Source organism: Streptomyces sp. NPDC008086 (genome assembly GCF_042957325.1).
GTDB lineage: Bacteria > Actinomycetota > Actinomycetes > Streptomycetales > Streptomycetaceae > Streptomyces.
Window position 1 is genome coordinate 57,996 of the sequence record NZ_JBIBIA010000011.1, and the last position, 23,517, is coordinate 81,512.

The following is a 23,517-nucleotide window of genomic DNA, read 5'->3' on the forward strand; positions in this document are numbered from 1 at the left end:
GGCGACACCGGCACGGTCAGACGCCGGACGGGCTGAAGGGTGAGCGCACGTCCGTCAACTCCCACGACTCCACCGGTAGTTCCGCCGTCACCACGAACCCTCGGCGCGATCCCGGGCCAGCCGTCAGCGTGCCGCCCGCCGCGGCGAGGCGTTCCGTCAGGCCCCTCAGGCCGGTGCCGCCGACGCCTTCGTGGGGGGTGGTGCCGGGGGTGCCGGTTCCGTCGTCGGTGATGGTGAGGTGGGCGCGTTCCGGGGTGCCGGAGAGGGCGATCTCGCAGTGGGAGGCGTCGCTGTGGCGGACGACGTTGGTGACAGCCTCGCGTACCACCCAGCCCAGCAGGGCCTCGGTGCGCGGCGCGAGCGGCGGGCCGGAGCGGGTGATCCGAGGTGTCACGCCCGCCGCGGACAGGGCCGAGCCCGCCCGGTCCAGCTCCGTCGCCAGGCTGCCGTTCCGGTATCCCGTCACCGCCTCCCGGATCTCCGTGAGCGCCTGCCGGCCGACGGACTCGATGTCGACGACCTGGGCCAGCGCGGCGTCCATGTCGCGGGCCGCCAGCCGCCGTGCCGCCTCCGACTTGACCACGATCACCGAGAGGGTGTGACCGAGCAGGTCGTGCAGATCGCGGGAGAAGCGCAGGCGTTCCTCCTCGACCGCGCGCCGCGCCAGTTCCTCGCGGGCCGCCCGCAGTTCCCGTACCGCCTCGGACAGGGAGAGGATCGCCGCCGTCACGATCGTCGAGATCCAGGTGGCGTACGCGATGTCGAGGCCGCCCCAGCCGTCCCGTACGAACGCCGTCGCCCCGGCGAGCACGGTCACCGCGGCTCCTGCCCGGCGCAGCCGCGGCATCCGTACGGCCGCCCCCGTCGCCAGCCCGAGCAGCGGGAAGAACAGCAGCCAGGATCCGCCGTACCCCATGCCGAGCCCGCAGGTCACCGCCGCCAGCGCGGCCAGGGCGACCTGCGTGGAGCGGGCCTCGCGCTTCTCCTTCACGAAGGCGCGGGTCGCTATGTAGATGTAGAGCGAGTTGAAGGTGAGCAGTCCCAGGCCGCCGATCCACGGGTTGGGCGTCTGGCCCTGGAAGAGGTTGGAGAAGGAACCCATCCCCAGCAGCAGCCACGGCAGCAGGGCGAAGCTGGTGGGATGCGGGCCCGGCGTGTCCGGGAGCCGCCCGGCCCGCAGCGGGGTCGGCGTGCACGACACCTTGCGCATCCAGGGCATGTCCCGTCCCCCGCTCACCGATTCGGTCTTCGGGTCCGTCCTCGGCCCCGTCCTCAGTGTCATGCCTCCGACGCTACGGATCGAGGCCCGCGTCCGGCAGGGTCGCCTGTCCGCACTCCGGCAGGACAAATGTCACGGACGGGAGGGGCCGGCCGTGGCACGTCCCCGACCTGACACTCCGTCAGGAGCCTTCACAACTGCGGTGGGCTCGGCTATACAGAGGTCGCCGGACTGGAACGCGTTCTAGATCGGCCCGCGACGACCTCGGTGCGGCCGACGGTGCGGACGGCCGTACCGGGGTCTTGACTGAAGCCACTGTCTGGAGCCGTATGCCCATCGACGCAGCCAAGGCCCTCGCCGCCGAACCCCGGGTGGGCGAGATCTCCTGGAACTCCAAGGACGTCCAGCTCTACCACCTGGGCATCGGCGCGGGTGTCCCGGCCACCGATCCCGACGAGCTGCGCTACACCCTGGAGTCCCGCCTGCACGTCCTGCCCAGCTTCGCCACCGTCGCGGGCTCGGGCGCGCCCGGAGTGATCAGCGGACTGTCCATGCCGGGCATCGAGGTCGACCTCGCCCGCGTCCTGCACGGCGGGCAGTCGCTCACCGTCCACCGGCCCCTCCCGGCGACGGGCACCGCCACCGCCACCCACCGCGTCGCCGCCGTCCACGACAAGGGCAAGGCGGCCGTCCTGGTCCTGCGGACCGAAGTCGCCGATGCCGACGGCCCGTTGTGGACCAACGACGCCCAGATCTTCATCCGCGGCGAGGGCGGCTGGGGAGGCGACCGGGGCCCGTCCGCCCGCCTAGACCCCCCGACCGGTGAGCCGGACCGGACCGTCGAGCGGCCCGTCCGCGAGGACCAGGCCCTGCTCTACCGCCTCTCCGGCGACTGGAACCCGCTGCACGCCGACCCCGAGTTCGCCAAGGTCGCCGGGTTCGAGCGGCCCATCCTGCACGGGCTGTGCACCTACGGCATCACGCTGAAGGCCGTCGTCGACACGCTGCTCGGCGGCGACGTGACCCGGGTGCGGGCGTACACCACCCGGTTCGCCGGGGTCGTCTACCCGGGGGAGACCCTGCGGATCCGCATGTGGCGGCAGGAAGGTGCCGTACGGGTCGCCGTCAGCGCCGTCGAGCGGGAGGACGCGCCCGTCCTCGCCGACACCGTCGTCGAACACTCCTGAACCCAGAACGCCGTACGAGGGGAGCCGCACCATGCGCGCAGCCGTACTGCACGAGACCGGCCAGGACAAGCTGGAGGTTCTCGACGACGTCGAGGCGGTGGGCTTCGGGCCCGGCCGGGTGAGGGTCCGGGTACGGGCCACCGGGCTGTGCCACTCGGACCTGTCCGCGATGAACGGCGTACTGCCCCAGCCCGCTCCCTTCGTGCCCGGCCACGAAGGCGCCGGCGAGATCGTCGAGGTCGGGGAGGGCGTCCGCCACCTGAAGCCCGGCGACCGGGTCGTCGTCTGCTGGCTGCCCGCCTGCGGTGCCTGTCCCGCCTGCAAGCGCGGCCAGACCGAACTGTGCCTGGCCGGATTCATGAACGCCGGCACCCCCAACTTCAAGCGCCCCACCGGGGACGTCTTCGGCTTCGCCGGCACCGGCACCTTCGCCGAGGAGGTCGTGGTCGACGCCGGCTGCGCGGTCCCGATCCCCGACGACGTGCCCTTCGACATCGCCGCCCTCATCGGCTGCGGGGTGACGACCGGGCTGGGTGCCGCGCTCAACACCGCCGACGTGGAGGCCGGTTCGTCGGTCGCCGTCATCGGATGCGGCGGCGTCGGGATCTCCGCGATCCAGGGCGCCCGGCTCAAGGGCGCCGCCGAGATCGTCGCCGTGGACCCGGTCGCCTCGCGCCGCGAGTCCGCGCTCAGGTTCGGGGCGACACGGGCCGTCTCCCCGGACGAGCTCGCCGACGCCAAGCAGCAGGTCACCGCGGGCGAGGGCTTCGACTACGTCTTCGAGGTCGTCGGCAGGTCGGCCACCGCCCGCACGGCCTACGAGAACACCCGGCGCGGCGGCACCCTGGTCGTCGTCGGCGCGGGCGCCATGGACGACTTCCTCCAGCTCAACATGTTCGAGCTGTTCTTCGACGAGAAGCGGATCCTGCCGTCCATGTACGGCGGCGGGGACGTCCTGCGCTCCTACGAGCGCACGATCGCCCTCTGGCGCGCGGGCCGCATCGACCTCGCCGGCCTGATCACGCACCGGGTGCCGCTGAGCGAGATCAACGAGGCCCTGGACCAGATGCGGACGGGCACGGCCCTGCGTACCTGCATAGAGATCTGAACCCACCTGCTGCGAAGGGGCGTTGATGTCACTGCCACTCGAAGGCCTCGCCGCGATCGTCACCGGCGCCGGGCGCGGACTGGGCCGGGCCGAGGCGCTGGAGCTCGCCCGGCTCGGCGCGGCCGTGGTCGTCAACGACTTCGGACAGCCCGGCCGGGACGGCTCGGGCGAGGCCTCCGCCGGGCCCGCCGAGGAGGTCGCCGCCGAGATCCGCGCGGCGGGCGGCACGGCAGTCGCCCACACCGGGGACGTCGCCGACTTCCAACAGGCGCGAGAACTAGTCCAGTTGGCGATCACCGAGTTCGGCAAGCTGGACATCCTGGTCAACAACGCCGGCATCCTGCGCGACCGCATGGTCTTCTCCATGGAGGAGGGGGAGTGGGACTCGGTGATCCGGGTCCATCTCAAGGGGCACTTCAACACCGTCCGGTTCGCCGCCGCGCACTGGCGCGAGCGCTCCAAGGCGAATCAAGAAAGGCGCGAAGCGCTTCCTCGGAAGGGTGGTGGTGGGAGCCGGGTGGGCGGGCCGGTGTACGGGCGGATCGTGAACACCTCCTCGGAGGCGTTCCTCGCGGGATCGGCGGGACAGCCCAACTACGCGGCCGCGAAGGGCGGCATCGTCGGACTCACCACCTCCACCGCCCTCGCGCTCGCCAAGTACGGCGTCACCGCCAACGCCATCTGCCCGCGCGCCCGCACCCGGATGACCGAGGACGTCTTCGCGGGCCTCGCCCGACCGGCGGACGGCCTTGACCCGCTCGCGCCCGAGCATGTCGCCCCGCTCGTCGGCTATCTGGCCTCGCCGGCCGCCGCCCGGGTCAACGGCCAGCTACTCGTCGTCCACGGCGGCATGGTGGCCGTCGTCGAACGGCCGCGGATCGCCGCGAAGTTCGACAGCAAGCAGGAGACGTTCACGTACGACGAGCTCGACGCGCTGCTCACCTCGCACTTCGCCGAGCGGCCGGCGGGGGAGACGTTCGGGGCGGCGGAGGTGCTGGGGCTGAAGAGGGACTGACGCGGGGCCGATGACGCGGGGCCGATGACGCGGGGCTGAAGGCTGCGGCGGACACGGGAACGGCCCCGTCCCTCGTGAGGACAGGGCCGTATGCCGTTGCTCGTGTGGCGTCAGGCTGCCGACTCGGTCTCCTCGACCGGCTTGCGGTGACGGCCGCGGGGAGCCGTCTCGCCGTCCTGGGCGGACACCGGGCCCCGGTGCCTGCCGTGACCGGCGGCCTTCTGAACGTCGTGAACGTCGGCCGGCCCCGGCTGGGTCGTGCTGGCGTTACTCATCGGAAAACTCACCCCGTCAACATGATCTTTCTTACAGCCGGGCGAGTTTAACCGGATCACCATGGGCCGAATCCAGGCGCCCACGCCAACCGCCACTACTTCGTTACAAGACCGCCCAATGGGGCTTGCTGGAGCGGCACGGGGCGCTGCCGCGCGTTGGGCGAGGGGGCGTCTGTGGGGGCCGGGTGCTGTTGTTGGCCGGGTGCGGCGGCGTCGTGGCTCGTCGCGCCCGCGCGGCGGTAGCCGCAATTCGAATCCAGCCCCGCGCCCCTGGGGGGCGCTGCAGTGCCCGGCGAGTCCCAGCGCGCCACGCCGCACCCCACCTCCTGTGTCGCGTACGGAAGTTGCAGCACCCCCTCCTGTGTCCACCAACCCGACCCCGCCAACCATCCTTCCGGCGCCGGGAGATGGCGTACCTGGCGTTCGGCCGGGCTCCAGGTGCCGATCCACGTGCCGGCCGGGCCGTCGATGCGCAAGGCCACCCCGCAGCCCTCCGGCGTCAGCACCTGCCCCGGCTGGATCGCGAACGGTGTCACCACGTGGTCCGGCATCCGCAGGCACTCCGGGAAACGCACCGGAAGCGTGCTGCCCAGCACGCCCCAGCCCAGCCGTTCCCGCCCCGGCGAGGGAGCGTCCGAACGGATCAGCAGCAGGCCGCTGTCCGGATCGGCGAGCGCCAGCCGGTCGGTGCTGTCGTCCGTGATCTGCAGCAGTGGAGACACCTCACCGCCCCGCTCGAGGTCGACCACGACGGCCTTCGTGCAGCCCCCGGACTCCCGGTCCAGGGCCAGCATCCGCCCGCCCCGGTCCAGCCACACCCCGCCCGAGCAGCGCCCCGGAACCTCCGCGAGCCGCTCGGGCCCGAAGGCGCCCCCCGCCACCAGCCACACCGCGCTGGAGCGCCGCCCCACCGCGAGGGCGTAGGCCCTGTCGCCGCCCGGCGCCGGGGGCAGCAGCCGCAACCGGGACTGCTCGTCCGGGCACTGCACCGCGCCCAGCGGCAGCTCACCGGTGCCGGGGCCGGTCGGGTACAGCAGCGAGAACAGGTGCCGTCCGTCGGCCCGGCGGCAGATCAGCACCCGTCCGTCGCCCATCGGCTGCACCTCGGTGCCGGGCTCCTCCGGCTGGTGGGCGGGCAGCGGCACGGCGTACGGCTCGGGGCCGTCCAGGGTCCAGCGCTCGGGGAACCAGCAGTCGCCGGCCGGCGCGAGACGGGCGGCGTAGGAACCGTCCGCCGTGATGCTGCACCCCGCCCGAGGCGAGTCGCCGTCCTCGTGCTCCGCCGCGGGCTCGATCGCACAGGCCGTCATCGTCCGGTCACCTCCGGTAACGAAGCTAGTTTTCGCACGCACGGGCGTGGGATCGGCGAGGTCCGGCTTCACACGAAGGGGTGGCCCAGGAACGATTCGCCTGAGGTGACGGGGGTGATTGTGCTGGGCGGGGCAGGTCGTGCCCGAGGGTGGCCGGGGAGTACGCCACGTGGTGCGATCCGCGGGCTCCGGGACCGGTACAGCCGTACGGAACAGCCAGGTAGCCTTTCCCCCGTGCCCCGTCTGTCTGAAGTCATCGCCGCGCTGGAGAACCTGTGGCCCGCCGAGCGGGCCGAGTCCTGGGACGCGGTCGGCACCGTCGTGGGCGACCCCGACCAGGAGGTCTCCCGGGTCCTGTTCGCCGTCGACCCGGTCCAGGAGATCGTGGACGAGGCGGTGAAGCTGGGCGCCGACCTGCTGGTCACCCACCACCCGCTCTATCTGCGCGGTACGACGACCGTCGCGGCCTCCACCTTCAAGGGCCGGGTCGTGCACACGCTGATCAAGAACGACATCGCCCTGCACGTGGCGCACACCAACGCCGACACCGCCGACCCGGGAGTCAGCGACGCGCTGGCCGGCGCCCTGGACCTGCGGGTGGTCCGACCGTTGGTGCCGGACGCGAGCGACCCGACGGGCCGCCGGGGCCTGGGCCGGATCTGCGAGCTCGACCACCCGCTGACCGTCCGTGAACTCGCCGCCCGCGCCGCCGAGCGCCTGCCCGCCACCGCGCAGGGCATCCGCGTGGCCGGCGACCCCGAGGCGACGGTCCGTACGATCGCCGTCAGCGGCGGCTCCGGCGACAGCCTCTTCGACCAGGTCCGGGCCGCCGGTGTCGACGCCTTCCTCACCGCGGACCTCCGCCACCACCCGGCGGCGGAATTCACGGCGGCTGTGGCCCCCAGACCTCTCGCGCTGCTCGACGCGGCGCACTGGGCCACCGAGTGGCCCTGGTGCGAGCTGGCCGCCACCCAGCTCGACGAGATCTCCGACCGCAACGGATGGGACCTGCGCGTCCACGTCTCGAAGACGGTCACCGACCCCTGGACCGCCCACGCGGCATCCTTCGTCACCGATACATCTGGAGCCCCCAACTGAACGCCGCGCCCGCCGACCAGATCCGCCTCCTCGACGTCCAGGCCCTCGACGTCCGTCTCCAGCAGCTCGCGCACCGGCGGAGGTCGCTGCCCGAGCACGCCGAGATCGAGTCGCTGACCAAGGACCACACCCAGCTGCGCGACCTGCTCGTGGCCGCGCAGACCGAGGAGAGCGACACCGCCCGCGAGCAGACCAAGGCCGAGCAGGACGTGGACCAGGTGCGCCAGCGCGCCACCCGCGACCAGCAGCGCCTGGACTCCGGTGCCATCACCTCCCCGAAGGACCTGGAGAACCTCCAGCGCGAGATCGCCTCCCTCGCCAAGCGCCAGGGCGACCTGGAGGACATCGTCCTGGAGGTCATGGAGCGCCGGGAGTCCGCGCAGGAGCGGGTCGCCGAGCTGACCGAGCGGGTCGGCGCCGTCCGGGGGAAGGTCGACGACGCGACCGCCCGCCGGGACGCCGCGTTCGAGGAGATCGACGGCGAGGTGGCCACCGTGACGAAGGAGCGCGAGGTCATCGCGAGCGCCGTCCCCGCCGACCTGCTCAAGCTCTACGACAAGCTGCGCGAGCAGCAGGGCGGCATCGGCGCGGCCAAGCTGTACCAGCGCACCTGCCAGGGCTGCCGCCAGGAGCTGTCCATCACGGACATCAACGAGATCCGCGCGGCCGCTCCCGACACGGTGGTGCGGTGCGAGAACTGCCGCCGGATCCTGGTGCGTACGGCCGAGTCGGGCCTCTAGGAACTCTGGGAGTCTGTGCCGTGCGGGAGTTCATCGTCGAGGCCGACGGCGGGTCACGGGGCAACCCGGGGCCCGCGGGCTACGGAGCGGTCGTGATCGACGCGGCGACGGGGCAGACGCTGGCCGAGGTGGCCGAGTACATCGGCGTCGCCACGAACAACGTAGCCGAGTACCGGGGACTGGTGGCCGGCCTGCGGGCCGCGTACGAGCTGGACCCCGCGGCCACGATCCACGTCCGCATGGACTCCAAGCTCGTCATCGAGCAGATGTCGGGCCGCTGGAAGATCAAGCACCCCGACATGAAGCCGCTGGCCTTCGAGGCGGCGCGGGTCTTCGCGGCGCCCCAGGTGACGTACGAGTGGATCCCCCGCGAGCAGAACAAGCACGCGGACCGGCTGGCCAACGAGGTGATGGACGCCGGGAAGCGGGGGGAGCAGTGGTCGGCGGCGGCTTCGACGGCGGAGCTGGAGGCGGCTGACGCGAGAGCCGCGCGGGCCGCGAGAGCTACGCAGGCCGCGGCGACCGTGGCCGAACCCGAGCCGTCCGGCCCGCCGGGAGACGCCGCCGCGGGCGCGGCGCGAGCGCGTGCGGCGCTGGCGGAGGGGCGCCGTCCGGCCGCTGCTTCCGCTCCCGCTGCGAAGGCCGGGTCCAGGGCCAAGGCCGAGGGTGATGTCAGGGCCGCCCGCACCGTGGCCGCGCCCTCGTCCGGCTGGGCCCCCGCCGACATGGGCGCGCCCGCCACCTTCGTCCTGCTCCGGCACGGCGAGACCCCGCTCACCCCGCAGAAGCGGTTCTCCGGCAGCGGCGGCACCGACCCGTCCCTCTCCGACATCGGCCGGGACCAGGCCGAGCGCGTCGGCGCCGCCCTCGCCCGGCGCGGCACCATCCAGGCCATCGTGGCGTCGCCGCTCGCCCGCACCCGGGAGACCGCCGGGATCGTCGCGGCCCACCTCGGTCTGGAGGTGACCGTCGACGACGGTCTGCGCGAGACCGACTTCGGCGCCTGGGAGGGGCTCACCTTCGGCGAGGTGCGCGAGCGCCACCCCGAGGACCTCGACGCCTGGCTGGCCGACCCGGAGGCCCGCCCCACCGGCGAGGGCGAGAGCTTCGCGGCGACCGCCACCCGGATCGCCGCCACCCGCGACAAGCTGGTCGCGGCCCACGCCGGCCGTACGGTCCTGCTCGTCTCGCACGTCACGCCCATCAAGACGTTCGTCCGCCTCGCCCTGGGCGCCCCGTCCGAGTCCCTGTTCCGCATGGAACTCTCGGCGGCCTCCCTCTCGGCCGTGGCGTACTACGCCGACGGCAACGCGAGCGTGCGGCTCTTCAACGACACCTCACACCTGCGCCCGTAGCCCGGCCGCCGCGCGCGCCAGCGCCGCCACCCGCTCCCAGTCCCGCGCCGCCACCGCGTCCGCCGGGAGCATCCAACTCCCGCCCACGCAGCCGACGTTGGGAAGTGCGAGATAGCCTGGTGCCGTCGCCGGGCCGATGCCGCCCGTGGGGCAGAACCGGGCCTGCGGCAAGGGCCCGGCCAGCGACTTCAGGTACGCCGTACCGCCCGCCGCCTCGGCCGGGAAGAACTTCATCTCCCGCACCCCGCGCTCCAGGAGCGCCACGACCTCCGAGGTGGTGGACACCCCTGGCAGGAACGGCACCCCGGACGCGCGCATCGCGTCCAGCAGTACGTCCGTCCAGCCGGGGCTGACCAGGAAACGCGCCCCCGCCGTGACCGAGTCCGTCACCTGCTCCGGCGTGATCACGGTGCCCGCCCCGACCACCGCGTCCGGCACGGCGTCCGCGATCGCCCGGATCGCCCGGAGCGCGGCCGGCGTCCGCAGGGTCACCTCGATCGCGGGCAGCCCGCCGGAGACGAGGGCCCGGGCCAGCGGTACGGCGTCGGAGGCGTCGTCGACCACGACCACGGGGACGACGGGAGCGAGATCCAGCACGGAGGCAGGCAGGGGAGAGGGCATGGGCTCATCCTGCCGATGTCAAGCACTGTGCGCAAAGGTCATTGCGCACAATGCAACGCCCTGCGGCTGTACCTCAGCTGCTGTACCTCAGTGGCTGTACCTCAGTGGATCTCCGCCACCAGCACGTCCAGCGTCCACGCCTTCCCCGCCCTGGCCGGCGCCTCCACCTCCACCTCGTACCCGAGGTCCCGCAACGCCTCCACCAGCCCGGCCGGGTCCTTGGGCGCCGCCCCGGCCGTCAGCAGGCTCCGTACGATCCGCCCCTTCGTGGCCTTGTTGAAGTGGCTGACGACCTTCCGGGTCGGCGCGTGCAGCACCCTTACCGTCGCCGTCCGCCCGGCCACCTCGCCCTTCGGCTTCCACGCCGTCGCGTACGCCGACGACCGCAGATCCAGCACCAGCCCGTCCCCGGCCACCTCGGGCAGCACCCGCGCCATCGGCTCCCGCCAGTGCGCGCCGAGCGCCCCGAGGCCGGGCAGCTTCACGCCCATCGAGCAACGGTAGGAGGGGATGCGGTCGTTGACCCGCACCGCGCCCCACAGCCCCGAGAACACCAGCAGCGACCTGGCCGCCCGCTTCTTCGCCGCAGCGTCCAGCGACGCCAGGTCCAGGGCGTCGTACAGCACACCGGTGTAGATCTCCCCGGCCGGCCGCGCCCCCGCCGTGCGCAGCCCGACGTTCTTCGCGACCTCCCCGCGCAGCCCCTCGCTCAGCCCGAGGACGTCGCGCGCCTTGTCCTCGTCGCCGCCGCACAGCTCCACCAGCTCATTCAGCACGGCCTGGCGGGCTTCGGTCAGTCCCGGCAGGGACAGGGACTCCAGCTTCAGCGAGGCACCCCGACCGGACGAGGCCTTCCCCTCGGAAGGCGGCAGCAGGACAAGCACACGTACTCCTTCTCTCACACTCCGACACAGAGGGTACGGCGTGCCGGTCGGCGGCCCGCGCCCTACGCTCGACTCATGCCCCGCCGCCACATCCGGGTGACCGGCGCCCCCGAGGCCCCCCTCCGGACCGCCCTCACCGCGCTGCGCACCGAACTCGGCGTCCCCGGGAGCTTCCCGCCCGAGGTGCTGGTGGAGGCCGAGCGGGCCGCGAAGGCCCCGGCCCGCCCGCCGTACGACGCCACCGACATCCCCTTCTTCACCGTCGACCCTCCCACCTCCACCGACCTCGACCAGGCGATGCACCTGTCCCGCCAGGGCACCCGCGCCGGGAGCGGCAGCGGCTACCGCGTCCGGTACGCCATCGCCGACGTCGCCGCCTTCGTCGTACCCTCGGGCGCGCTCGACGGCGAGGCCCACCGGCGGGTGACGACCCTGTACTTCCCCGACCTGCGCGTCCCGCTGCATCCCGAGTCGCTGAGCGAGGGCGCGGCGAGCCTGCTGCCGGGTCGCGACCGGCCGGCCGTGCTGTGGACGATCGACCTCGACGCGGACGGCCGTACGCTCGCCGTCGACGTCCGCCGCGCCCTCGTGCGCAGCCGGGCCAAGCTGGACTACGCGGGCGTGCAGAAGGAGATCGACGGCGGGACGGCCGAGGAGCCGCTCGCGCTGCTCAAGGAGATCGGGGAGCTGCGGGAGAAGCTGGAGGTCCAGCGGGGCGGGATCTCGCTCAGCGTGCCCGAGCAGGAGATCATCGAGCGCGACCACACCTACGAGCTCGCCTACCGCGCCCCACTCCCCGCCGACGGCTGGAACGCCCAGATCTCCCTGCTGACCGGCATGGCCGCGGCCGACCTGATGCTGACCGGCGGCACGGGCATCCTGCGCACCCTCCCGCCCGCCCCCGACGGCGCCGTCGGCCGGCTCCGCCGTACCGCGCACGCCCTGCGCATCGACTGGCCGCACCACGTCTCGTACGCCCAACTCGTCCGCTCCCTCGACCCGCACCGCCCGCACCACGCGGCCTTCCTCCAGGAGTGCACGACGCTGCTGCGCGGCGCCGGCTACACCGTCTTCCGGGACGGCGCCCTGCCCGCCATCACCACCCACTCCGCCGTGGCCGCCCCGTACGCCCACTGCACGGCCCCCTTGCGCCGCCTCGCCGACCGCTACGCCTGCGAGGTCTGCCTCGCGGTGGCGGCGGGGCAGCCGGTGCCCGACTGGGTGCGGGACGGCCTCGACGCGCTGCCCGCGCGGATGGCCGAGGGCGCCCGGCGGGCGGGCACGGTGGAGCGGGAGTGCCTGGACCTCGTCGAGGGGGCGCTGCTCAAGGACCGGGTGGGGGAGGTGTTCGACGGCTGGGTGGTGGACGTCGAGGAGCGTCGTCCTGCCGTCGGGACGGTCCAGCTGGAGTCCCCGGCGGTCATCGGCCGGATCGAGAACACCGACGGGGACCCGCTGCCGCTGGGCGAGCGGCTCCGGGTCCGCCTCACGCGAGCGGCGAAGGTGCGGTTCGAGCCCGCTTGACCGCCTCGACGAGGTCGGCGGCCTCGTCGCAGTGCAGCCGCGTCGGCATCGCCCGCGCCCTGGCCCCGCGCCGACCCCACCCGCGGCGGGCCGCCCGAGCCCAGCTCGGTCAGCCGCCGGATCCGCGCGAGCACGACCGCGTGGCGCAGCGTGTACTCCCGATAGCCGTTCGGCCGCCGCTCCGGTTCGGGCAGCAGACCCTGATGGTGGTAGTGCCGCACGGTCCGCGTGGTGACGCCGACCGTGGCGGCGAGTTCTCCGATCCGCATGGGATCAGTAGAGACGTTGACGTTGCGACAAGGTCAAGCGGACGCCGGGTCGCCGCCTGACGGTGGCGCTGCCGGTGTGCCACGATCGAGGGAACGGTTCCCGATCTCACGGACAGGTGATCTTCCGATGTCCAAGGCTGGCGAGCGACCGAAGGAGGGGCGTGACATGACTGCCATGGCCCACGAGCCGCTCACGCAGGAAAAGGTCCTGCTGGAGGGCTTTCTCGCCCTGGACACCCCGGAGGGTTTCCGGGCCGAGTTGATCGAGGGCGAGATCGTTGTGACGCCGCCGCCGGACGGGGATCACGAGGACTACATCAATCTGATCATGAAACAGGTGATCAGGCGGTCCCGGACCGACATGGACTTCTCCGGAAACAAGGGGCTGAAGCTGCAGAGCGGAGGCGGCTGCCCGAAGGACCACGTGATCCCGGACGGTACCTTCGCTCCCACGAAGCTGCGGCTCTACCGGGGCGCCGACTCCTGGATGCCCTGCGACGGGGTCGCCATGGTCCTGGAGGTGACGTCGACCAAGCCCAAGGCCGACCGCGAGGCCAAGCGCCGCTGCTACGCCCGCGGCGGCATCCCGCTCTACCTGCTCGTCGACCGCGAGGCCTCGTCGGTCACGCTCTTCAGCAGCCCGGAGAGGGACGACTACCGAGAGCACTGCACGCGCCCTCTCGGCAAACCCCTCGACCTCCCGGAGCCCTTCGCCTTCGACCTGGACACGACGGACTTTCTCTGAGCACCTCACTCTCTGGTTCCGGCGGGTGTGGCATCCCGTATCTGCTGATCAAGGTGGCGGCGGGCGCGGTGTTCCTGGGACGAGTCCCTGACGCCCGGCGTGCCGGCCGCCTTCCTCCTGACCCTCGCCGGCTCGGTCCTGGCGACGGCCGCCCCGCCCGGGCCGGTAACATGGTCCACACGGCAGACGAGCCGGGCGGACGGCCGCGTGGAGCTCCCCAGGGAGCTTCCCGAGGAACGTCCGGGCTCCACAGGGCAGGGTGGTGGCTAACGGCCACCCGGGGTGACCCGCGGGACAGTGCCACAGAAAGCAGACCGCCGGGGGCCTCGGTCCTCGGTAAGGGTGAAACGGTGGTGTAAGAGACCACCAGTGCTCAGGGTGACCTGAGCAGCTAGGTAAACCCCACCCGGAGCAAGGTCAAGAGGAAACACCCCGGTGTTTCTGCGCGGACGTTCGAGGGCTGCCCGCCCGAGTCCGCGGGTAGACCGCAGGAGGCCGGCGGCAACGCCGGTCGTAGATGGATGGCCGTCGCCGGGGGGTTCGTGAGGACCCCTCGGAACAGAACCCGGCGTACAGCCCGACTCGTCTGCCGCCAAGGGCCCATGACCAGGGAACATACTGGTCAGGTGCCCTTTCTTGCCGAGTCGCGAGCTTGGTCGAACCCCGGTCCGTACCGGCTCAAACCGGACCTCACGGCTACGAGCGTAGCCACGAAGGTAGCCATTGCGGGCACTCGTCCTGATCACTGGGTTGCGGTGATTCTCCGCGCCTTGCAGCCCGGCCAGTGTCAAATCCTTGAGATTTTCCGCTGCTGCTCGCCGCTCAGGATGGCAGACGACGCAGGAACGGGCTCGGGGTGCCGTGCCAGAAGATGTCGAGGCTGTCGCGTGCCCGGGTCACCGCCACGAACAACAGGGATCGAGCCCGCTGGAGTTCCCTCCGGTAGCGGGCTGGGTCCAGCTGACGCAATCGGTTGACCTGCTCGCGGGGGACCAGGCCGTCGCTGACCCCGGCGATGATCATGCGCTGGTACTCCAACCCTTTGAACCGGAACATGGTCCCGATGTGGACTCCGGGCTCGCCCCGGGCGCCGTCGGCGCCGATCTCCAGGGCCCGGATGCCGTGTTCCCCGAGTGTGTTTCCCAGCTCACTGGCCATCACATTGGTGGGAACGCAGATGGCGATCTGCTCGTGTGCGATCCGCTCGTCCGGGTGGGCGTCCCAGGCCAGGATGTGCGCGGCGATCGCCTCGCGTTCCGCCTGCCAGTCCGTGCACGGGTGCATGCCGGGTGCGCTGCCGCTGAGCACGGAACGGTATCCGGCGAGGGTCTCCGAGTTCCCGTCGAGGTCGTCGTACGTCTCCTCGCCCAGCACCTCCAGCGCGGAGCGCAGGATCTGCCGTGTTGTCCGATAACTGAGGCTGAGCTTCGCGGACCGGCCCCGGATGTTGATACCGAGGCTGCCCAGCGTCACCTGGTTCTTGTAGATGCGCTGATGGGTGTCACCCACCAGAAACAGGTCATCCGAGTCGCGCGCTGTCATGGCGCGCAGCATCTTCCAGTGAGCGGGGCGCAGGTCCTGGGCCTCGTCGACCACGATGTGCCGGTACCGGTAGCGGAGCCAGCCGCCCGAGCCGTCCTGGAGGTGGACGTTGTCCAGACCGCCCGCGTCCTCCCGCTGCCGGTCGATGGCGCGGATGCGCTGCTCGCGCCCTATCTCCAGACGGGCGGCCCGTTCGGCGACCTGGTCCCACGTCTGGCGTCCGAGCCGGTCCAGACGCTGCGTGAAGCGTTCGGCGAGCTGCCAGATGGTTGCCCTTTCGGCCCGGCCGATGTTCTTGCCGCGTCCGGCCCGGCGGGCCCGGAAGTAGTCAGTGCGGGTACCGACGGCCTGCCCGAGGATCACCTGCGTCCACTCGTCGTGCAGGAACTCCGCGTCCCAGCCGCTCTCGCCGAGTTCGTCGAGCATCGCACGCCATTCCCGTACGGCCTGGCTGTCGTCGATGGTCTGCTTGCGGCTGCCGGGTTCGGCTTCCCTCACGACGCGTAGCGCAAGCTGGTCGACGTGGCTCACCTCCACCCGCGACAGCAACTGCTCACCGCCCAGTTCCAGGAGGCGGGAGCGTAGGTCGGCAGCGAGATTCTTGTTGTAGGTGGTCAGCAGCACCGGCTTGCTGTGACCGGACGGCAGCTGGGACACGAGGTGGCGGACGCGGTGCAGGGCGACGATGGTCTTCCCGGTGCCTGGGCCGCCACCGACCCGTGCGGGACCGGAGTAGCGGCGCTCGACCAGCTTGGACTGAGCAGGGTGGAGGAAGACCTTCCAACGGCCGAAGTCCCCTGCCTCCAGGGCCTCGCGCAGCGCGTCGTCGGACGTGGTGACAACGGTGGCCGGCCGTTCGGCTGCCGTCTGGAAGTCCTCGGTGTCGACAGGCTCCGGAGCGGCGACGGGGGCGGTGACCTCGTCCAGTACCTCTTCGAAGGGCTTTCCGTCGTAGAGCGCGAGCAGGACTTCGCCGGTGAGCTGCGGCGCGTACTCGATCAGACCGAGGAGCTGTTCATCGGTGGTGAGTGAGCGGATGACCGGAACCAGGGGCTCGGCCACGCCCAGTTCGATCAGCTGCCCGTCGGTCCAGGCGGCGAACAGCGGCTCGGGAGTGCGGGGGTGGGCTTCGGCGGAGGGGGCTGGAACGGCCGGGGCGGCGGTCGGTGGCTCCTGCGGAGGGATGCGCCGCAGCACGCTGTCCTCCACCACCTGGAGGTCGACGTACTCGATACCACCGGTGACGGTGTTGATTCCGTACGCCAGCCGGTCGTAGACCTCCTTGCGGTGCTTGACCGAGACGATGAGCCAGTCGTCTTCGGCCAGTCTGAGCAGGAGGGCGCGGTACTCGTCGTTGATCCGAGCGGACCAGATGCGGCTGTCGCCCTTGAGCTGCTTCAGCTTGAGCCCCGGGGTCCGCGGGTTCTCCTTGAACTTGTGCTGGAAGTCGAACAGCGCGCCCTTGACCGTGCGCGGGAGCCGGAGGATCTCCTTGTCCGCCTTGTCGAGCAGGCGCAGCGTCACGCCCCCGGTCCTCGTCATGCCAACTCCCCGTTTTCGTTCTCGTTCTTGTCGTTCCTGGTCGTGCCGGCTTCCGGCCGCCCCGCTCCCGTAGGACTGCCGCCGCTTGTCCGCGCGGCAGCGTCGCCGAGGCGTCCGGCGATCTCCTCCGCGGTCCATTCGCCCGCCGGACGTACGTCCCAATGGGCGGCGGCGAAGGCACGGTCACGGTCCTGCGCCTCGTGATCCGGCTCCTCGGGCGTCCCTTGTGGCGCCAGCACCACGCCGAGCCGGGCGTCCGGCCAGGCCAGTTCGGCCTGCCATCCGTGTTCGTCGAGTTCGAAGCCGTCCTCAGGCGCGGGAACGCCCAGTTCGGCGAGCGCGTGAGCCAGTTCGGCCAGGCCGGCTTCGTCGGGGTCCACGTACTCCAGTACCGCGTCCCAGGCGCCGTCCCGCAGGGGGCGGGTGTCGGACGGCGGTTCCTCGGTCGTTCTCGCCGGCACCGCAGGCAGTCCGGCGGTCACGGCAACCGGTGGCAGGCTGTCCGGTGCCCGCTGAGGCTCGCCGTTGACGACTGGCGTGACCCGCGTTGAGGGCAGCCACCCCTGGCCACCGGTCACGGTCAGCACGTCGGCGGTGAAGCCGTCGAGCAGCGTGGTGGTGAGCTGGGCGCTGTCGCCCCCGCCGTGCTCCAGGAACTGCAGCACGTTGCTCCAGTACAGCCAGGCCTGCCAACGCCTTTTGTGGGTCTTTTCCTCCGCGACGGCTTGGGCGCTGTCGTCCAGGAGTGTCAGCCCCGTCCAGGTCGGGGGCCGGTGCCGCACGTCGGCGACCAGGACGAGGCGGCATCCGGACCTGTCCGTCGACGCGAGGACACGCAAAGGCCCCTTCGGCTCGTCCACGACCTCGTCGCGCAACGCCGCCTCGATGGCTCGGCCGGCCGCTTCCGCCCCGACCGGTGCGTCGCGCAGGCCAGGTGCGCCGATGAGCCCGGCCACGGTGGCTTCGGCGCGATGGTGCCACCGTCGCGCGTCAGGGTCACGAAGGTAGGCGAGCAGCAGCTCGGCCGGGTTGACCCAGACGGTCTCCGACAGCTCTCCGGGCAGCCCACCCCGGGTCTGGGCGTAGTAGGAGCGCGCCCGGTCCTGCGCCGTCCGGTCGTACGGCATCCACACCGGATCGACGGGGGCGACTCCGGCATAGCCGGTGTCGCGGACGCGGAGTCGCCACTCCTTGACGTCGTAGTACGTCAGTTGGAACACCCTCAGCCCGTCGGCCCGCAGCCGGGCCCGTTTCGTCGCGTCGTCCGCGAGACGGTTGTGCTCGGGGCTCGCGTGATACCGGTATCCGTCCAGATAGACGGCGAGCCGTGGTCCGGGAGCGTCGAGCCGCTCGAAGAGCACGTCGGGTCGGGTGCCGTCCAGGACGCGCTGCTGCGAAACCCGCCAGCTCACGGTCGCTCCGTCGCCGGTCGTCAGCCGCAGATCCAGCGCCCGGGTGCCCGCCGGGGTGGTGTAAGTGTCCGCCGCCGCACGGGACTCCGGCTGCTTGGCCCACTCCTCCAGCGTGTCGACGAACATGACCTCCAGGTCGCTCTCCGCCTGCTGTTCCAGCGGGATCTGGCGGGTCGTCGAGACCGGTGAGGTCCGCCAGCGTTCGCCATCGGCTCCCAGCAGTTCGTCCAGCATGGACTGGACTTCGCGGCGGGAGACCCGGTCGTAGTCCGACGGGGGCACCCTGCGCAGGAGGCACTGGTGGCAGCCGTCCAACTCCTTCTGCTGGCAGGGGCAGTTTTCGATGACCTCGCGTGCCTTCAGCAGCACCTCCCGGAACCCGGCCGCGGATGCCAGCCGGTGCAGATAGCCGGTGCCGCCGGGCAGCCGGTCGTAGACGACGAGGAAGCGCCGCGGGAAGTCGGAGCCGAGCTGTTCCGGACTGTCCGGCATTGAGGCCGCGGCGATCTCGATGTGGTCGGGGTCGCCGCCGTAGCGCGCCGCGATACCGGCGAACAGCGCCGCGGTGAACGAGGCGAGCCGCTCCCGGGCCCGTGTCACGGAGGCGGGCAGCAGAATGCGTACGGCTTCCGTGGTCAACTCGTGAGCCAGTAGCAGCGGTACGTCCTGACCCGTCCCTCGCCTCTCGCCGTGCCCGGAGCCCTGAGTGCGTCGCCGGGGGCACCACAGCAGATGGTGGGCGCTCCCCTTCGTGGCAGCGGCCCCCGATTCGGTCAGCGCGTGCTGCGACTGGTCGACGACCGGCCGGCCGTCCGCCGTCGCGCCGCCGCAACTCGTGCAGACGTAGAACGGGTTGATCCGGACGTCCTCGCCCGCCAGCGGAACCGTGGAGCTGCCGTCCTGCCGGTCGAGTCCCAGGTTTAGCGTTCTGATGACGGCTCGGCGGGAGAAGTCCACGCCGAAGGTCGCCGTGTCGTGCCGCCAGGAACCGGTCGCCAGGTGCGCGGGGTCGATGTCCACGGTGGTGAGGACCGCGTACTGCCGGCGGGCGCGCTCGTCGCGGTCGTCGCGCACCCGTGCGTCGTCCCGCTTGTCGCGCGCCACGACCCGACGCGGCTGGAGCACGTACTGGACACACCCCGCGTCCGCGATCTCACGTCCGTCGCAGCGCGGACAGGGTGAGGTGTCGGTCTGTGCGTCGCGTGTGCGCACGTACCCGCAGGCCGGGCACAGCCGCCACACCGACCAGGCCCGGCGTTCCGGGCTGCCGATGTCGAGGGCGCGTACCACGTGCTTGTAGCCGTTGACGTAGAAGCTGTTGCCCGGGGCGAGTTCGGTGAGGGCGATCTTGCGGGAGCGCTCGTAGTCGCGGGTCTCGCTGCGGTAGACGCGAGGTGTACCGGCGGGGGTGCGGTGTTCCCTGGGCGCCTCGGTACCGCCGGGCGTCTGGACGGTCTCGTCGGTGTCCGAGGGGACCTCGGACCAGTACAGCGTGGCCTCCAGCTGCGTCGTGGTGTCGGCCAGGCTGTAGTTCGGCAAGAGACCCAGCTCGACGAGCGTGCCGTGTGCGCTGGTCCGGCTCAGGTCCCGCAACAGATCGCCGGTGCTGCGGCGTTCGGCGAGCAGTTCCCGCCGTTCGCGGTCCTGGATCTCGTCCGTGCGGGCAAGCGCGTCGACCGCCTCGTCGATCGCGGCGATCCTGCGCCGCAGCTCCTCTCGCCGTCCCGTCCAGTCCTCCTCCGCCTCCTGGAGCGCGCGCACGATGCCGCCGTTCGCGTACTCCCGGAGTGCGTCGGCGGCGTGCGCGGACACCCCGGCGTCGTCACCGTCCCGCGAGGGGGAGTCACCTGGGCCCTGCACGGGGGACCCGCCCTCGGGGAACAGGGCCAGGAACTGCTCGACGAGTGTCGCCCCATACGTCTGTGCGGCATCCGCGAGGTCCTGGCACCAACCCGTCGTTCCGAAGAGAGCGGACGCCAGCCGGGGCACCGGCTGCAACTGCTCGCCGTCCGCGGTCCTGAGCCCGCCCCGCGCGGCGAGGTCCAGGAGCCACGCGGTGTACTGGCGGCGCAGGATCTCCACCGCCGACAGATAGCAGCCCGGCGGCACGATGTCGCCCGCGATCATCTCTCGCGGCTGGTCCAGGTAGTACAGGTCCCGAGCCCGGCGTCCGCCGAACGCGACGACCAGCGCGTTGCCCGTCTTACGTCCCGCGCGGCCCGACTGCTGCACATAGTTCGCGGGCCCCTTCGGCAGCGACCCGATCAGGACGGCCGATAGGTCGCCGATGTCGATGCCGAGTTCCAGCGTGGGAGTGCAGGACAGAACGTTCGGGTCGGTGTAGTGCGTGCCGGCGCGGAAGGTCCGCTCGACTTGCTCGCGCTGCGCACGGGTCAGCATGCCGGTGTGCTCGGCCGTCACGACACGGAAGGTGCCACCGGTCAGGTAGAGCCGCCGGTAGTAGTCGTTTGTGTAGTCCCGCTCCTGCGGAGCACCGAAGCCCGCCCCCGTGACGCCCCCGCTGACGCCGTCCGGTTCGGACGGTGCCGAGAGGCGCATTCCTGGTTGCGGCGGTGTCAGGTAGCCCTTGCACCGGTAGCGCGGGCACGGATGGCCGTACCAGCGAGTACGCCGCTCCGGGGGCACGACCTGCTGCCAGCCGCAGTCCTCGCACGCCACGAACGCCTTGTTGACGATCGAGTCGTCCAGCAGCCGTACCTGGATGTGGCCGGGCTGGAGACCGTAGACGCGTGTGGTGCGGTCCTTTGCCGTCCGCACGCTGAGCACGTGCTCGTCGGCCAGGGCGGGCAGCAGCCGGCGGAGGTACTCGGTGGCCCCGACGGCGTCCAGTCCCAGACAGCGGCGGGTCCAGTCCTGGAACCAGGCCTGTCGACCGGTGACCACGTCGAACTCTGTCCTGTCCTTCTGGCCGTCCAGCAGAAACCTCGGCGGGGCGACCCCTTCCGGGAACGCGGGCATGCCGTCCGGTCGCCGCCCACTGATGAGGAACCGGTCGGCACCAGCCTCCCGCATCCACTGCTCCAGCCACCGGTGCCGGACCGCGCCGCGCAGCCGCAGCCGCTCCAGAAGGCCACGCACATAGGCGAGATACCGCTCAGGTGTCGGGAGTCCGCCCGTCATCACCATCTGGCCCGGCAGCGCGAGGTGCAGATCACGGGCGAGGTCGGTGACCCGCTCGGGGTTCTCAACGACGACCTCGGCGGCGGCCGTCCGCGTGAGCTCCAGGGTGCGACCGAGCCGTGACCGCAGCCCGAACTCCATGACCGTTGCGAACGCCAGCCGTTCACCGATCAGCCGCCAGGTACGGGCGTCGCCGGTACCGCGCCCCGACAACACCCGGTCGACGCCCGGCTCGTCGTGCAGATCCGGCGGTACGACGGCGGCCAGCGCCTCGGGGTCGTCCACCGAGTCGAGTACGTTGCCGATCAGGTCGTTGAGCGCTGTCGGCGCCCCCGAGTCGTCGAGGTTGTGCGCGAGCAGTGACCTCAGGGAGAACTTGTACGAGGCGTTGGCGACGTACCCGGCGCGGTGCGCGGCGTCCTGCGTCGAGTCGTTGAACAGCAGCGTCTTGCGTTCCTCCGGTACCAGCGCGATGTCCCCGCCCGTGAAGAGCTGGGTGACCGTGGCCGAGGCCAACGCCGCCTGTGCCGTACCGAGGAACCGGATGCTGTTGTCGGTGTTGCACGCCGGACAGCGGTCGTCCCTTGCCGCCTTGTCGGCGGTCTTCTTGTCGAGCAGCGCGAGCGCGAACCAGGCGTCCACCAGGTCTCCGTCGTCTCCCGCCGTCGGTAGCCGGTAGGTGCCCTGCGCCCCGTCGAGTACCACCACGGAGAGCGGATCGACGCCGCTGCCCGCGGGCAGTCGCCCGGTCAGCGCGTCGAGTGCCTGGCGTCGCTCGGGCTCTGTCGCAGAGATGAAGTAGCGGATGCGGCGCTTGTCACGGCCGACGCCGGCCCGCCAGATCCGGTCCTGTGCCATGACGAGCTGCTGCGGATCGGACTCCGGGGACAGCGCGGCCCAGCCGGATCGCCCGCACGCGCGGCAGTAGACGGCGGGCAGATGCACCTGCGCGGGCCGCACCGCCGTATCCGTGCCTGCCAGGGGCTGCGGCCGGTTCGCCCCGCCCGAGAACCCGTTGCCCGAGGAGGACCCGTCTTCCTCGTCCGAGGGGGGAGCCGCGGCCAGGGCAGCGCGCCGCGCCTGCGTGCGGTCGTCCTGGTACCAGCGGAACTCCGGTGTCCGACCTACCCCTCGCAGCACACGCGTCACCGGCCGCACCCAGAGATGGGCCTCCACGTGCAGCAGCGGACGCGGACGCCGTTCGTCGGAGTCGGGGTCCCGGGCGGCGGAGAGCAGGGCCACGAAACGGGACAGGGCTTGCAGCACCAGCTGCGGATTCTCCCGGGCGGTGCGCCCCCAGGCGTATCCGAAGCGCGCGAGCCGGTCCCGTAGGCCCCACTCGTCCAGCGGCTCGCCGTCGAGCAGCGCGAGCACGCCCTGCGTGAAGTCGTGCCGCTTCAACAGACGGCCGATACGAAACGCGTCGAGGCCCTGCCGCCCCAGCATGCGGGCGGCGAGCCCGTCCAGGTCCAGCAGGTCCGGCTTCGCCTCCACGCCGACGCCGCCCGACACCGCGACGACCTCCTGCGGAGTGGGCGGCTCGGGAAGCGCGTAGTCGACCTCGCCGGTGAACTCCTCGGCGGTCATCCGCTCCTCGCCGATGACCGCGTCCGCCGTGAACGGCATGCCGAACACCTGCGCCGCCACGTCCAGGATGCCCCCGGCCGACGTGCCCGCCCTCCCCGCGCCGAGCGTCGCGGAGGTCGCCACGGGGCAGATCCGCCCCAGCGGACGGTCCGGCCGCGTCGCGCCGACCGCCGTCGCCAGCCGGCGCAGCAGCATGGCCACGTCAGTGCCCTGCGCGCCGTCGTAGGTGTGGAACTCGTCCAGCACCACGTACGCGACGTCCGCGCCCTCCCACAGGGCCCGGTCCTCACCGCGCTGCAGGAGCAGGTCCAGCATCTTGTAGTTGGTGATCAGCACGTCCGGCGGGGAGACACGCATCTCCTCGCGCCGGGTCAGGACCCGCCGGAAGTCGGTGTCCGGCCGGTCGCCGATGTACAGACCCGCGGTCACCTGGGCGAGGTCGGTCGCGGTCAGGTAGTCGCTGATGCGGCCCGCCTGGTCGGTGGCCAGCGCGTTCATCGGATACAGGAGTACCGCCTTCACACCGCGCCGCCCGAGCGCCTTCTGCCGTCGGCAGTGGTCGAGCACCGGCACCAGGAACGACTCCGTCTTGCCGGAACCCGTGCCGGTCGTCACGAGCGTCGGCTCGGCCTCCCTGCCGCCCAGCGTGCTGAGCCGCTGCCATGCCTTGGCCTGGTGCCGCCACGGTGCGAACCCGGGCCGCCACTCCAGATGCCGTTCCCACCCGTCGTCCGCCTTGTGGAACGGCGTCCTGATCCGCAGATACGGTCCCCGGAAGATCCCCGACTCCGGGTCCCCCAGAAACCGCTCCAGCGCCCGCCGGGTGTCGTCGTCGGCCAGCGCGTAGGTCGTCGTGAGGTACTGCGTCAGACTGCCCCGCAGCTGCGCGGCGGCCAGAGTGGGCTTCACGACGCTCCCCTTCGTCCGTGGATCCCGAGACGCG

The 23,517-nt window shown here is 71.9% G+C and carries 15 protein-coding genes, 1 other RNA gene and 1 pseudogene; 9 read left to right on the forward strand and 8 right to left on the reverse strand.

What is annotated here, in order from left to right:
- Positions 1–16: 16 nt before the first annotated feature.
- The gene (locus tag ACFZBP_RS34870) at positions 17–1,219 is read right to left on the reverse strand and encodes a histidine kinase (protein WP_391419467.1); all 1,203 of its coding nucleotides are present in this window, start codon (positions 1,217–1,219) and stop codon (positions 17–19) included.
- Positions 1,220–1,548: 329 nt separating this feature from the next.
- On the opposite strand from ACFZBP_RS34870, the gene ACFZBP_RS34875 reads away from it, so the two are divergent.
- Genes ACFZBP_RS34875 through ACFZBP_RS34885 form a run of 3 tightly spaced genes read left to right on the forward strand, consistent with a single transcriptional unit; the run spans position 1,549 to position 4,529 of the window.
- Positions 1,549–2,406, forward strand: coding sequence for a MaoC/PaaZ C-terminal domain-containing protein (locus ACFZBP_RS34875; protein ID WP_391419243.1), 858 nt, complete (start codon positions 1,549–1,551; stop codon positions 2,404–2,406).
- 31 nt (positions 2,407–2,437) lie between these two features.
- Positions 2,438–3,514, forward strand: a complete 1,077-nt coding sequence (locus ACFZBP_RS34880; RefSeq protein ID WP_391419245.1) for an alcohol dehydrogenase catalytic domain-containing protein — start codon at positions 2,438–2,440, stop codon at positions 3,512–3,514.
- 25 nt (positions 3,515–3,539) lie between these two features.
- Positions 3,540–4,529, forward strand: a complete 990-nt coding sequence (locus ACFZBP_RS34885; RefSeq protein WP_391419247.1) for a 3-oxoacyl-ACP reductase — start codon at positions 3,540–3,542, stop codon at positions 4,527–4,529.
- A gap of 110 nt (positions 4,530–4,639) precedes the next feature.
- On the opposite strand, the gene ACFZBP_RS34890 is transcribed toward ACFZBP_RS34885, so the two are convergent.
- Both ACFZBP_RS34890 and ACFZBP_RS34895 read right to left on the reverse strand, forming a co-directional pair.
- The gene (locus ACFZBP_RS34890; RefSeq protein ID WP_383450638.1) at positions 4,640–4,804 is read right to left on the reverse strand and encodes a hypothetical protein; all 165 of its coding nucleotides are present in this window, start codon (positions 4,802–4,804) and stop codon (positions 4,640–4,642) included.
- A gap of 95 nt (positions 4,805–4,899) precedes the next feature.
- On the reverse strand, positions 4,900–6,114 hold the full coding sequence (locus ACFZBP_RS34895) for a hypothetical protein (RefSeq protein ID WP_391419250.1): 1,215 nt from the start codon (positions 6,112–6,114) through the stop codon (positions 4,900–4,902).
- 234 nt (positions 6,115–6,348) lie between these two features.
- Here ACFZBP_RS34895 and ACFZBP_RS34900 point away from each other — a divergent pair, with 234 nt between their 5' ends.
- Genes ACFZBP_RS34900 through ACFZBP_RS34910 form a run of 3 tightly spaced genes read left to right on the forward strand, consistent with a single transcriptional unit; the run spans position 6,349 to position 9,307 of the window.
- Positions 6,349–7,212 (forward strand): Nif3-like dinuclear metal center hexameric protein, encoded by an 864-nt coding sequence (locus ACFZBP_RS34900; RefSeq protein WP_391419253.1) that lies wholly within the window; start codon positions 6,349–6,351, stop codon positions 7,210–7,212.
- The gene (locus tag ACFZBP_RS34905) at positions 7,209–7,952 is read left to right on the forward strand and encodes a C4-type zinc ribbon domain-containing protein (protein WP_391419469.1); all 744 of its coding nucleotides are present in this window, start codon (positions 7,209–7,211) and stop codon (positions 7,950–7,952) included. The genes ACFZBP_RS34900 and ACFZBP_RS34905 overlap by 4 nt, the downstream gene beginning before the upstream one ends.
- A 20-nt stretch (positions 7,953–7,972) precedes the next feature.
- Positions 7,973–9,307 (forward strand): bifunctional RNase H/acid phosphatase, encoded by a 1,335-nt coding sequence (locus ACFZBP_RS34910; RefSeq protein WP_391419255.1) that lies wholly within the window; start codon positions 7,973–7,975, stop codon positions 9,305–9,307.
- Here ACFZBP_RS34910 and eda read toward each other — a convergent pair.
- Both eda and yaaA read right to left on the reverse strand, forming a co-directional pair.
- Positions 9,290–9,928: a bifunctional 4-hydroxy-2-oxoglutarate aldolase/2-dehydro-3-deoxy-phosphogluconate aldolase gene (eda, locus tag ACFZBP_RS34915; protein ID WP_391419257.1), complete on the reverse strand. Its 639-nt coding sequence runs from the start codon at positions 9,926–9,928 to the stop codon at positions 9,290–9,292. The two genes, ACFZBP_RS34910 and eda, sit on opposite strands and share 18 nt — an antisense overlap.
- Positions 9,929–10,029: 101 nt before the next feature.
- Positions 10,030–10,812, reverse strand: coding sequence for a peroxide stress protein YaaA (gene yaaA / locus ACFZBP_RS34920; RefSeq protein ID WP_383450654.1), 783 nt, complete (start codon positions 10,810–10,812; stop codon positions 10,030–10,032).
- 75 nt (positions 10,813–10,887) lie between these two features.
- Here yaaA and ACFZBP_RS34925 point away from each other — a divergent pair, with 75 nt between their 5' ends.
- Positions 10,888–12,336 carry an RNB domain-containing ribonuclease gene (locus ACFZBP_RS34925; RefSeq protein WP_391419260.1) on the forward strand — a complete coding sequence of 483 codons (1,449 nt, stop codon included), beginning with the start codon at positions 10,888–10,890 and terminating at the stop codon, positions 12,334–12,336.
- 92 nt (positions 12,337–12,428) lie between these two features.
- Here ACFZBP_RS34925 and ACFZBP_RS34930 read toward each other — a convergent pair.
- Positions 12,429–12,605: pseudogene (locus tag ACFZBP_RS34930) on the reverse strand (MerR family transcriptional regulator); the annotation flags it as partial.
- 166 nt (positions 12,606–12,771) lie between these two features.
- Here ACFZBP_RS34930 and ACFZBP_RS34935 point away from each other — a divergent pair.
- Positions 12,772–13,350, forward strand: a complete 579-nt coding sequence (locus ACFZBP_RS34935) for a Uma2 family endonuclease (RefSeq protein WP_391419262.1) — start codon at positions 12,772–12,774, stop codon at positions 13,348–13,350.
- A 187-nt stretch (positions 13,351–13,537) separates the two neighbouring features.
- An RNA gene (gene rnpB, locus ACFZBP_RS34940) (RNase P RNA component class A) lies at positions 13,538–13,939 on the forward strand.
- A 233-nt stretch (positions 13,940–14,172) separates the two neighbouring features.
- Here the strand turns inward: rnpB and ACFZBP_RS34945 are convergent.
- Positions 14,173–16,434: a UvrD-helicase domain-containing protein gene (locus ACFZBP_RS34945; protein WP_391419264.1), complete on the reverse strand. Its 2,262-nt coding sequence runs from the start codon at positions 16,432–16,434 to the stop codon at positions 14,173–14,175.
- Positions 16,431–23,483, reverse strand: coding sequence for a DEAD/DEAH box helicase (locus ACFZBP_RS34950; RefSeq protein WP_391419267.1), 7,053 nt, complete (start codon positions 23,481–23,483; stop codon positions 16,431–16,433). Before ACFZBP_RS34950 ends, ACFZBP_RS34945 begins: the two co-directional genes overlap by 4 nt.
- Positions 23,484–23,517: the final 34 nt, after the last annotated feature.